Source organism: Roseibium sp. M-1 (assembly GCF_054515675.1).
The window spans coordinates 4,462,074-4,475,367 of sequence record NZ_CM137257.1 but is presented as its reverse complement, the minus strand read 5'-3'; the positions used below and the strand labels follow the sequence as shown (position 1 = coordinate 4,475,367).

The 13,294-nt window shown below is 64.0% G+C and carries 3 protein-coding genes; 2 read left to right on the top strand and 1 reads right to left on the bottom strand.

Annotated features, from left to right (window positions below; genetic code table 11):
• Positions 1-119: 119 nt before the first annotated feature.
• Entirely contained in the window at positions 120-1,025 is a 906-nt protein-coding gene (locus ACX3M4_RS20275; RefSeq protein WP_459354794.1) for a hypothetical protein, read from the bottom strand.
• 222 nt (positions 1,026-1,247) lie between these two features.
• Here ACX3M4_RS20275 and ACX3M4_RS20270 point away from each other — a divergent pair, with 222 nt between their 5' ends.
• A complete protein-coding gene (locus ACX3M4_RS20270; RefSeq protein WP_459354793.1) occupies positions 1,248-1,736 on the top strand; it encodes an amidase domain-containing protein in 489 nt (162 codons plus the stop codon).
• Between the two features lie 218 nt (positions 1,737-1,954).
• Complete coding sequence (locus tag ACX3M4_RS20265) at positions 1,955-13,294, top strand: hypothetical protein (protein WP_459354792.1); 11,340 nt, start codon at positions 1,955-1,957, stop codon at positions 13,292-13,294.

The window sequence follows — 13,294 nt, the reverse complement described above, 5'->3', positions numbered from 1 at the left end:
ACCGGGCAGGTCGCGGCAACGACGGCCAGGTGTGAATTCTGTGTCGACAAGCTTAGCCAAAGCTCGATTGACTGTATGAAGTTAGAAAGTAAGCCCCCCCTCAGGCAACCACCGCAAAACTAGGCATCGACGACCTTGACAGTTATGTTCATGCCATCGCTTGGAATGATTTCATTCCACATTGCCATCATTCTATCCCGATCCAATACTATGCAGCCATCAGACCAACTTGGATCTTTGCCTTCATGAATGAAGATGGAGTGATTGTCCGTTCCAGGAACTACAGCATCAGGGAGGTATATTCCGGGGCGCAACTCGCCCGTTACGGAGTCTTTCTTCGACTTCATACGGGTCTTCGAGCATTTTACATATGTTCCAGACGCAATCTTGACGTCTGGATCCCAGTAACATGTCTCGTTCAGAGAGACTGAGCCGGAAGAAAATTCAAGTTTTCCAGAGTCATCCCCAGTTCGTGTTATCGAAACAGTGTACGCGCTTCGTACATCAAGCCCACTAATTCCTTCTGGGTTATCAATAGATTGAAATCTTGAACCCAGAGTACCGATTCCGCCTCGAAGAACTTCCGCCACTTCATGGAACAAGACCGACCCGCCAGCCATCAAACCAGCTGACACAACGATGTCCGTTCCAAACCAGACCCAAGACGTAATCCAGTGATCAGAAGCAGGCTCCCCCAAGGTCGCCATCAAACGAACTCCAGCCAAAGCCACGAGGATGCTCAAAACGATGGCTGCGATGTTCGCAGTACGAGTCGCGTCCTTCCCAGATTTCTTGTGCGCGGGTGAAAACCGATCATCACCGTTGAGTTTACTGGCATTGAGATACACTTCGACAGATCGCTCAATCAGAACCGAGAATACGAACATGTACTGAAACCGCGACCAGAAGGATTCCTCCCATCCCTCGGCGGGCACGATCTCTGCGCCCACCCAGCTACCCAGCCACCCCAAGCCCAGGCAGCCCGCAACGACTGCCAGTCCTTGTCCAATCTTGTCCCAATGCATAGCGTCCCTCGCTGTATGCAGACCTATCGTCTGCCACTAAACGTTGACCTTCAGACTATTTTTTTGTGCCGCACCCCATACATCGCGCATCAAACCCGCTACCCGCGCGCCCTGCTACTGGCAGAAACAAAGCATCATCCAATCCTGGATGCGAGCAATTTTCTTGCTTTTTTGTTCTACCCTGGGTAGCGTGGCAGGGCTGGCGCAAGGGGGGGCAACATCTTGGCGAGACATCCGTATAAGAACATCGCAGCGATCAATTACGCTAAGAAATTTTGTGGACAGACGGGAAGTCAGGGCAACTCGTGTGGCGAGTATCTAAGCGGGGAGAACAAGTCCGATTGCGCCCATTTCTTGGCGCACTGCCTTGCTGCCGGCGGAATAAGGATCGCGAACACAAACCCGGGTACGGCTTTCTGCCCGGACGGCCTCGCTGTGCGCAATACTGACATCGAGAGCGAATTGAAACGGCTCTCGAAGGAGTACGACAACATAAAAGAGATCGATTTGTCGGATGCAATAGTTGGAGACGTCGGATTCCTTCAGGCCCACCGTCCTTGGCACGCATTCATGGTTTGCGAGGTCTGGAACATCGGAATGCCGACTTCAACGCCCAAGGTCTGGGCGCACTCTTCGGCTCGGTGCTGCGAGGAAATGAATACAGATTGGAAGCACTGGTTTTCTTCAGCTTATCGGCTGGAGGACGGATAGCGTCATTTTTTTCCGGGCATGGACTTCGAGCATGTATTGCTACCATGGGTGCTGGCAGACTAATTCGAACCATTCGCTGCTAGGACAGGTGCACAAAGCAGTCAATTACCCAAACTTCATTGGTTTCGCAGGAAATCGCCAGGCCGATGCAATCTGAGACCTGACCTACGCATGCCCGTGTCACGTTAAGACCGCACCAGCACATCGGGGAGGCGATCATGACAGCGGATCTTGAACTTTTCCGCAAGGACGAGGCCGGGAACCTTCTGTCGCTGGTCGGCAAGGTGGAAAGGACCGCCGGGGCCTACCAGCTGCGGGCGCTTGTGGTGTCTTTCAAAAGCAAATCGGTTGGCAGCGTCGTCTCGACCGACCTGGCGCTTGACCAAGGGGCCGATGTCGCGGTCGATATTCCGGATATCCTGATCCTGGATGAGGGCGGCGCGCTGCGGTTCCGCACCGCGCGCGAGATCGAGGCCCTGGCCCGGCATGATTTCGAGGCGTTGGAAAAACAGCGTCGCCGGCTGCGCCAAAGGCTCGCGGAGCCGATCAAACTTTCGCGGGATGTGACGGTTCTGGGCCTGGAAGGTCTGGCCGAGGCGTCGCTTCGGCTGTCGCCCCTGCTGGTCGATCTGCCCGACCCGGCCTTCCGCGACGACACGGTTCTGATCGCGGTGCAGGCCCGGGCGACCATCGAAGGTGAGATAGGGTTCGATCAGACCATCGGTGGCACCCAGATCGAGGCCAGCGTCGATATCGACGGACATCTGAGCTTTGAGCTGGCGATCATCTATGGTGACCTGAAGGATCTGGATCTCGCCACGCCGGCTTGGCTGCGGCTCGATGTTCCGTCCTTCCCGGGGTTCGACTTCGATTTTCCGCGCATCGAATTGCCCAAGCTGCCCGGACTGTCCTTCGACGGTCTGGATCTCTTGCCAAATCTGCTGAAATGGCCCCGGCTAGTGCCCTTCAATCTGCCAATGCTCGACGCCGGGTTGTTTCAGGACCTACCGATCGAGGCCGAGTGGGAGACAGAGCCGAAATTCACCGTCTCGAACAGTTCGGGCACGCCTCGGATCGTGGCGAGCAAGGGCGAGTTGACCGTCACCTATGGCGCGTCGATGGACCCCGATCTGACGCTGAAACTCAGCTTTGACGAATTGACGTTCAGCAAGGACGGCACGGGAGGAGACATCACCTACTCGGCTGAATCGCGCGAGATTCCGGTGCCGCAGCCCGACCCGTTCGAGGTGATGGGCCTGAAGGCGCAGATCGGGAAGTCGACGCTGCAGCTGAAGCTGGAGGATCGCGGCGGCGTTCCGCATGTCGTTGTCCTGCATTCAATCACCGGGGCCGAGGGGGTCGGGATCGTTTTGTCGGACGCGGCGAACCCTGATATCGCTTTGCACCTCGATCTGGTGATGTCCTATGCCGTCCCGCTGACAGGAACGGGTGCCGTGTCCAGCAAGGTCGAAGCGTTCGCCATCCGAGAGCCCTATCCTGTGAAGCTGGTCGAAAAGGCCGTCGAGCAGATTGGCGAATGGCTTAGCTATATCGGCCAGATCAAGATCCCCAAACCCAACCACCCCGACCTGCCGGAACTGGAAGGCCTGAAGGAGGTGCTGCGCCGAGTGGCCGAACTGGTGCGGGCCACCACGGCGTGGCTGGCCCGCCAGGCTGGCGCGACGGGCAATGCCATCGCAGGGGCCGCCGAAGCCCTGGCGGAAGTAGTGAAGGACGTTTTCGAGAAGATCTCGAAAGTAGACCCTGGCGGGAACTCGTTTCCCGCGCTGGCCTTCGAGATCCGGCTCGATCCGAAGACCTATTTGCCGGTGCAGGTGGTGGTGATGCCGGCGGGCGTTGCCCCCAATGTTGTCTACCAGACCGAGGTTCTGGGCATCCACCTGAGCCTCGATGCCGGGTTCCGGCCCGCGCTGGTCTTCGACCGGACGGGCGAGGACTGGTTTGGCCTGTGCGTCTTCCCCGACCAGACCAGCAGTCTGACGCTGGGCACCGATCTCTGGCTTGACCGAGACGATGGGCCGGACCGGTCGCTGGGCACGATCGAGGATGAAAACCCGCCCGCTGGCCGCCCGCCGCACCTGATCGGACTGAAGGCGACGGCGATCAATCAGACCGGGACGCCCAAGGCGCTGGTGCTGGCGGCGCTGCAACGCGGCAAGCTGAGGCTGTTCAAGACCTTTTCCGGGGGCGACGGCAAGGAACTGCAACTGCCCGGCGACGCCGGCGACAACCTGGCCCTGACGGTCGGTTCGCCGGGACCGTTGGAGGATGCGGGGGTCATCTTTGGCGGCGGCGGGCCCTCGGCCGGCGACGTGCTGCGGGTCAAGGAAGAGATCGACGTCGATGAGTTGAAGAAACGCGCCCTGGCCCTGATGCCGAAGAGCGAGGGCGAAAGCGGCACCGTCGGCAAGCTGGTGCAGCGCGTCAAGATCACCGAGGTCGAGCCCAGCCTCGATAACAAGGTTCTGAAGCTGGCTTTGACCGTCATGGTCGAGCTGGAGCAGGATTTCGCTCCGAGCACCAAGCTGGAGTTGACAGTCTCGCTGGATGATTTTTCCAGCAAGATATCCGGCGGCACCGAAATTATCATCAACGCCGACGCCGAACAGCACTATTCGCCCCTGGGCCTTGATCTGAGCATCAGGCCCAAGGACAAGGCCGCGTTCCAGACCAATGGTTTCTGGCCGGCCTTTCGTCTGAACCTGGCGCGCGGCGCCGAGCAGTTCGAGATGACCGACCAGACGTTGGCCACGCTGACCTACAAGCGAGTGTCGACCTCAGGGCGGGGGCTGGTGTTCCAGCTGAACACGTTCGGGGCAAACCGGGGCGGCTTTGACCTGGATGCCGAGATCCTGCCCGAGCCGGTGGAACTGGGCGGCATCAAGATGCCGTTCCGGTTCACCTCGGGTCAGATTTCGATCAAGGGGTCGAAGTTCAATTCTGCCGGTCTGGTCGGCAAGGGTCAGCTGCCGCCGGCGCTGATCGGCGAGGCCAATGCCTCGATCGCGATGCAGCTGGGGCGCGGGCAGGACGGGAATGTCGCGGTTCTGGGGGCGACGGCGCAACTGGACAAATCGGGCGATCCGATCCGCTGTCACAGCACGATGTTCGAGTTGACGATCACAAATCTCGGCTTCGATTTCGTGAACGACGGCGCCTATCACTTCTATTTCCTGTTGACCGGGTCAGCGGTGTTCAAGCCCAGCGGCGGCGCCTTTTCAGAGGGGCTGCTCAAGAACATCCGCAACGTCGAAATCAAGCTCGACAAGGCGCCGCTGGGCGGCGACAGCGCGACGCTGCTGCGGTCGCTGAGCTTTCTAGTCAAGGTGGATCCGCCCTCGCGGACCAATGTGTTCGACATCTTCACCTTCGATCTGCGCGGGATCGCGTTCTACCCGGCCTCTGACAAGTTCGATGGCGATCCGGCGATGGGGATTTCCGGCAAGGTCAACTTTTCTGACTTCGGTGATTTGCCGACCCCCCGTTTCGATTTCCACGAAATGGGGATTGCGGCCCCGAAGAACCGCAGCGTTCTGCCGCGGGTGAAGTTCGAGGGCCTGACCGTCGGGTTGAAGATGGGCGCCGTCGATCTGGAGGGTACGGCCTTTGCCGTCGACGACCGCCTGCCCAGTCTGATCCAGCCGCCGCGCGAGTCGCTGGATCTTCGAGCCAACGGTTTTCTCGCCTCGGCCAACATCTCGATGCCGGGTTGGGCGCCGATGTCGGGCGCAGTGGGGTATCTGGAACTCGACCGGGGCGACGGACCCTCTGACAAGCGCCACGCCTTCTTTGTCTACGGTCAGCTAAACAAGCAGTCCGTGCAGATCTCGACCCCATTGGGCACGATCTTCTTGCGTGAATACGGGGTGGGCATCGGCCGGCGCTTTACCCTGGCGGGGATCGCGCAGGCCGAAACGGCGCGGTCGCCGGGCGAATTGATCCACATTCTGGACGAGGTTTCGAAGTACCAGGGCAGCCTGGACAGGTTCGAGGCCTGGACGCCGACCTATGACAACAGCGACATCACCCTGGCGCTGCGGGGCATGTTCTCGGTCGCGGCGGCAAAGCCGAACAGCCCTTACGATGAGGCAGCGGAAAAGGAGCTGCCGAACCCGCTTTTGTTCGACATCGTCGCGGCTTTCCGCACCGATTTCACCTTCATGATCAATCTGCGGGCCTGGCTGACGACCAACTACAACGACTGGGTCGACACCAGCGTGCCCAACGCGTTCAGGACCAACCCGACGCTGCGCGGCTACATGTACTTCTCGGTGCCGCGCAAGGAATTCCTGGCACGGATGGTGTCGGACAAGGGCGGGCATGTGGGCAAGCGCCCAGAACTGCCTGAACCGCTGGTCAAGGCGATCCAGGCGGTCCAGTTCTCGTCCACGTTGTATATCCGTCCCGGCCTGTTCCACATGGAATTCGGCTGGCCCTACGAACTGGGCTTTGACCTGGGCAAGCGCAGCGACTCGTTCTCGCTGCGCCTGCGGGGCGGGCTGATCAACCGGATCGAGGACTTCTCGCTTTTGTACGGGATGGCTTTCCGGGCGGACGGGCATGTCCGCTTTGGCGGGTCGATCAACCTGGGATTCGTCGGCGCGTCGGCCCGGGCCGAGGCCGTGTTCGCGCTGCAGGCCAAGATCCTATCCTACATCTCGCTCAAGCGCCCGATGGACTCGATCTATTATGGCATGCTGCGGTTCGATCTGAACCTGTCGATCCGCGTCGAAGCCTGGATCCGCATTCCGCTGGTGTTCAAGACGATCACCCTGCGCATCGGGTTCTCGATCACCATCGCCGTGTCCATCGGGCTGGAGGCCGTCATCTCGTTGCAGGGCCTCGGCGGCCAGGCGCATATCACGGTCGGGGTGCGTGCCTTCGGCAAGACTCTCAGCCTGGGGCTGCGGATGAGCTTCAACAACGGGTTGCTCAACCGCGCGCGGGCACAGGTTGCGCGGTTCGAGGCGCTGGGCCTTGCCGCCGATCTGCCACCGGCCAGCGAGGACGGCCAGCGCTCGGAGCGGGTGCCGCGCCCCAACGTGTCGCGGGGCGAGACGATCCAGATCGGCGACGGACGCATCGACAACGATCTGGGGCAGATGCCGATCCCACAGCCCGCGCCGGACCCGGCCGCGCCGCCGGCGGCGTACGTGCAGTACGAAGGCTTGCAGATCGCGGCGACGGATTTCTGGGCCTTGCTGTTCCCGATCGCGTCGAAATCCGCGAGCTATATCATGCAGCTTGTCCCCCGCGACATGAGCGATCCCGGCGACACGCGGGAGAACCGGGACGCACGCTCGGGCTTCTATGCCTCGCCGGCCATCGGCGATGTCGGCGACATCTCGACGTTCAGCGCCGACCATACGCTGACCTCGTCCGACAGGGAGGTGCTGGAGGCGCTGGTGGCGCTGTCGGTCCAGGACGGGTCGGAACAACCGCCGATCGTCGGCCCGGCGATGTCGCAATTCGAAAAGGCGATTGCGTTGCCGCTGGACGAAGAGGTGACGCAGGCCAATGAGGGCGCGCCGCTTTATCTCGGCGAGTTGCTGCAGACCGTGTTCCTGAACAGGGTCGAGAGCGGAGAGGTGAAGCTGACCGAACCGACCCCGCGTTTTTACGAGGAAGAACGGATCGAACTGCCCGAGGACCAGCAGGCGGCGGCAGACGAGTTGGGACGCATTGGCCGGACACGGGCGCATCTGACCGGGCAGGAAAAACTGGAGGCCGAGATCGAAGAGCAACGCTCGGCCCTGATCTCGGAAATTGTTGAAGGCGCCGACTGGCTGGCGCGGAACATCGTTCAGAGCAGCGTGCCCGGCCGCAGGGCGCCGCTGGATCCCCGCGATTTCGGGCTGACATTCGAGGTGACCGAGGCCGATCTGGACAAACTGTTCGATCTGGACATGGCCGACAACGAGGCCCCGGCCGGCAAATTCGGCGTCAGGAAAAGCGATGCGGCGGCAATGGGCGAGGTGCATCTGTTCAACCCGCCGTCCCGCATGTTCCGCAACGCCCAGCCGCGGCTGAAGCCCACGCTGCTGGGCGCGGATGCCGACAATCGGCTGCTGGAACCCGATCAGGGGATCAGGCTAGACTGGGATCTGGAGCCCGCCTGGGGGGCGTCGCGGAGTTTCTACGACGACCCGGAGCAGCATCTGAAACACTACCGGATCACGCGTCGCATCGTCGGTTACCCCACGGGTGAAAGCTTTGGCGCGACCTTTACCCTGAAGGCCGCTACCGCAGAGGAATTCTTTGACAAGCGGGATGACGAGGGCAATCTGATCGCGCGCATGGTCCGGCAGGTTCGGCCACCGCAGCAATTCGTGGACGATCTGCGCCAGGCCGATCCTGGCGCCGACGGCAGCGCACGTCCAATCCCGAAGGCCCTGCGTGATGTCCTTTTGGGGCTGCAACCCGAGCCTGGCGTCGCCGACATGTCCGAGGCCGCCCGGGCGGTCCGGTCGCTGACGCGCACCCCCGAATTGCGGGTCGAGTACCAGATCGTGCCGGTCGATATCGCCGGAACGGCGGAATCCGCGCGCGACGGCGATTTCGGTGCGCTCTTCATCTACACACCGCCGGCGGCACCGCGACCCCGGCCCGTGGCCCCGCAAGAGGCGACGCTGCAGGTGGTCTATCCAGCGATGCCGTCGCTTGTGGCGGCAGATGCCCGGCGGCCGGATCAGGTGTCTGACAGCGAAACCGGCGCGCCGGATCTGCGGTTGATGCTGCGTGAGGCGCCCCCGATCGTGGCGCGCCCCAAGGACCAGCAGGGGCCGGCGCTGGCACCGCCCAGTTTCGACGGTGCGGCCTTCGACCTGCGGCTTTGGACGACGCAGTCCGTGCCCGCCGGGGGCTACGGCGCGGACGCCGTCAGCGAGGCCAAGACCCGCCTGGGGCAAGAACAGATCGACGCCCTGGCCACACGCGAGGTCGCAGAGGATGTGCGGCTGACGCTGTCGGCCCGCCAATCCGGCCGGGACGTGCCGCCTGATGCGATTTCCGTTGTGATCGAACGGTACGACAGCGATACGCCCGAGACCTATGACGGGGTCCTCAGCGATCCCGAGGGCCGCCTGGTGCTGTCGTCCGGCCTGGTCTCGCGCCTAGGCGCGGTGAGCTACCGGATCAGCGACGGCACGATTTCACCGAGACCCGGCCTGGTCACCCACGCTTTCCTGCGCCGGCGCCCGGACGAGACCGCGGGCGAGACCGAGCCAAGCACCTGGCGCAGCGTCAGCATGAACGTTGCGATCCTGGGGCGCGAGCATGGCCATGGCACCTCGGCGCCGCTGCCCGCCAATACGATCCTCGAGACCTTCGAGCAGCCGGTGGCGCTGGCCTTCCGGGCGCTTGGCCGGGCCGATCTGCAGGCGCGGAGCGGCCGCTTGCATGTCTACCGTCCCGCGGCCCGGGGCACACTGGCCAAATTTGCCGGGCCGGACCTCGAGACCGCGCTCGATATGGCGCCCGATCCGAGGCGGCGCACCGCGACCCGGCTGCGCTGGAACGCGCGGCCCCGCAGCCTGGCCCTGGCCGGGACGGCGCTGGACCAGACCGGCCCATCCGCCGGCGACCTCTACCGCATGGTGTCGGGGTTCCGTGTCTTCTCGCTCAACCCCGACACCTTCACCGGCGACGCGACGGATCAAGGCAGCCTATCGGAGGCCGCCGACACCGTGGCCGATCTGCGGCTGTTGCCGGTCGAGCAACGCGGATTGTCGCCCGATACCTTCGGCGACATGGCCCGGCTGGAGATGGCATTTCCATCCGAGGCCTGGCGTGACGGGTTCAATGCCCGCGAGGCTGGGACGAACCCGGAGCGCCCGGGCCGAGCGCCGTGGTTCTCGCTGGCCGAAAGCCTGCCGGTCTTTCCGCAGCCCCGTCTGCGTCGTTTGATCCTTTCGGAACTGGAGGACGGCATCGTCGCAGAACTGTTCCAGGGCGGCGCGCCAGATGTGGTCGAGCTTGTCCTGGCCCCGGAGACCGGGGCGTGGGAAGGGGCGCTCGACGCGTGGACGCTGGCCTCGGAGCACCCCGGTGCCCGTGCGAACGGCATGACCCTGACGTTGGATGCCGGCGGGGCGGGTCCGTTTAAGGTGGCGGATCTGCGCGAGGCGCTGCGCCGGTTGCGGCTGGTGCCCAAGGCGGCCCAGACCGACGCCGCGCTGGATGCAGAGCAGGCCATGCTGGCTGACCGGGACCTGCGGGCCAGGCTATCGGGCGCGCGGCTGCTGCTGGAAGGCTTCCGGTTCGAGCGTGATGCGGACAATAACCGCACCGGACCGGCCCAAAGCGTGACCAGCGAAGTCTTCACTCCGCTGGAACTGGTGCCGCGCCTGCACCCGATCCTGGCCGACACCCTGGCGCTGGTCACGCTGAACACACCCGACCCGCGGCCGGGCGAACCCGTGTTCCGGCGCTACGCCCTGGTGACGGATGCACCTGCGGCACCGCAAGCCGCGACGCTTAGCGAATATCTGGCCGAGATCCCGCAAAAGCGCGATCCGCACGGCTTTGCCGCGATGCGCATGCTGGGGCTGGCCGAAGGGTTCCAGCTGTACGACACCGACACCGGCACCTTCCTGCGGGGTGAGGAGGCGTTGCAGCACATCAACGAGGCTTATGCCCAGGTGTTGAAGGTCTATCGGATCAACAGCGCGCTTCCGCCGGCCCGTGAGGGCCTGCCCTTTGCCGACATCCTGACCATGCCCTGGGGCAATGGCCGGCTGCACTGGTTCGATGGCGGGCAGGAAGACATTCAAGAGGGCGACGCCATTCGGATGCGCGACAGCGACACGCTGGCGGCGGTGCAGATCTCACTGCGCCCGGCGCCGGATCGGCTGCGTCCGATGACCGACGCACCGCGGGTCACGTATTGGTCGTTGCGGATTCGGGGCGACTGGCTGCGTGATGCGCTGGACGCCGGTCAAATGGCTGAGCGCGGGCGACTGGACCGGTTCCGCATCAAGTGGAAAGAGGTCCTGCCCAGGGATTACCTGCTCGATCTGCGGGCGGAAGCGCACGGGATCGAAACCCTGCCGCAGATTCGCATGTCAGCCGGCCCGGATGACGTGGACCCGCCCGAGGCCCCGACGGTTCAGATCGGCTATACCGGGCCGGCTGGCCCGTTCGGCGAAGGGCAGGACGCGCCCGGCCATCATCTGCTGGCCTATCTGCGCCACGCCCGGTTGTCGGACGGGGCAAGCGGAGCGTTCCCCGACGCCGGGGCGTTCACGGTCGAGGCGATCTTCGTCAGGCCCAACGGGAATGAGACTGTGGTCGATACCGTCGAGTTCGCGTTCGAAAAGTCTGAGCTGACGCCAGGGGTGTATGGCGGCATCGAGCCCGGCATGGGCGCCTTCAAGCCGTATCCCGATGCCGATTGGGGCCAGATCCTGTGGCCGCCGGCGGGCGCAGACCCCCGCGAGCCCGTATCCGAGATGCAGCGGCTGCTGCACTATGCGATCGGGCGCTTCGATGGGCCTTACCCGGGCATTCTGACACCGACCGTCGCGGGGTCGGGCGGCGAGGCGGCCCGGATCGGGCTGGCCGGCGCGTTCTCTCGGTTCTGGCTGCGGTTCGTCGAACATACGGTGGTGCCCGAGACGTTGACAGCGCCGGCGCCAGATCCCGACGGTCCCGACGAGGCCGATATCTACTTCTCGCTGGGCACGCTTGCCGATCCGGGCACCTGGCAGCAGGCGCCGGATGCTCAGGGGCGCGTGTCGATTGTCCTGCCCGACGACGACCGGCGCGGCGGGCGGCGGGCTTTCGCGGTGCGTCCGACCGGACGGTACGACGATTGGGCCCGCGCGGCGCGCTGGCGGCTAGTGCGCGATGCCGAGCGTTGGGTGTATTCCGAGGTCGATCCAGCGAACGCCGTCCCGCAGGATCTGCACGGGGCGCTCGAACCGGGCGCGCCGCTGCGGCAGTGGGTCGGGGTGACGCTGCCTCGGACCGAACCGCTAGAGAAACCGGTGATCCTGTCGGCGCGCCGCGTGGCGCTGAACGACGGGCTGGACGGACGCGGCCGGTTCGAGATTGTCGTCGCACATCCCTCGGACATGATCCTGGCCTCGGCAAACCGAAACAACGAAGCCCTGCTGGCATTCGAGGCGATCTCGCCCGAACTGTACCGCAGTTTCGCCCATGGCACCTGGATGAAGTGGCTGACCTTGCTGGTAGGGCACAGCTCGGATCACCTGCCCCTGGCCGAGTTCGGATCGGCGGTGCTGGCAACCGAGGACGGGATCACGAACCGCGAGGTTCTGGACCGGCGATCGGCGCGCTCGCGGCTGCGGGATCTGCAGATCCAGGCGCCGGATGCCTGGCTGGGCGCCACGGCCTTTTCCTTTGCCCAGTTGCCGTACTTCTTCCGAACCCACATCCACGTGCATTTCAGCGCGGGGAACATGGTGTCCGAGCGAGCACATGTCACAATGGAAGAAGGGTTCGCCAAGCTGCACATGCCCTACAGCGAGACGCAAGGGTACGCGCACCGCGATCGGTCCGCCCCGGCCAGTTGGCATGTAGCAGAGGGCGGCAATGCCTTGGTGTTCGAACTGCCGCTGATGCGCTTTGTCGATGCAATGGCGGCCGAGGATGCCGCGCTTTGGTTCGGACAGACGGGCTGGGCCTTTGACGCCATCAAGCCGGTCGCACATCTGCCGGACCCACAGATCGGCTATCGGTTGGGGATCGAAACCTTGGCCGATGCCACGAATACCGGGGCGCAGCGCGCGACCCAGGCGCAGAGTTTCGACATCGAGATCATGCCAAAGCCGCCCGCCGAACGCCGGCCCGACGATCCGCCCCCGGATCTTGAAGCATTGGGCTTGCCCTACGTGGCGAAATACAGCAGCGGCCAGCTGCGCCTGGCCGGAGGCCTTTCGCAAGCAGAGATCGGACCCATCGTGCCAGACACCACCGGGTTCGACTGGCGTATCCGGCTGCGTGTGGCCATCGACACGCCAACGGCACCCGTGGTGCTGGCGTTGAACCCGGGCGGGGCCGAGGGGCTGCAGGACAAGGCGGCGGATCTGGCCGGGGCCGGCGCTTTCGAATTGGTCTGGCGGGCGCTTTGGCGCTTTGGCGACGACGGCCCGCCTGGCGACGAAGAGACCATGCGGGCCGCTATGATCGCTGCCTTGGCGGCGGCCGGACTGGATACCCTGGCCGCGCGTCTGGAGGGCGGCCTGCAGGCTGCCGCGGATGCGGGCACGCTGGCCGAGTTCGCGTTGGACACCGAACTGCCGGCACTGTTCTGGGATTCGGTGCCCGACGCGGTTCTGGACTACTTCCAGATCGCGGAATTGGCGAGGGATCAGGCGCTGTTGCGGATGCGGCACCCGCCCCATGCGGCCGAGATCGCGGTGGTGCGCGGCGCCCTGGCGGACCCGGACGGGTTCGACGGGACGATGCAGGACTGGCTGTTCGGTCTGGGCCGGCGCCCGGCCTTCACTGCAATGCGCGGTGCCTTGCTGCCCTTGTCCGAGATCGTCCCACATGTCCCGGCGGCGCAGGAGTAG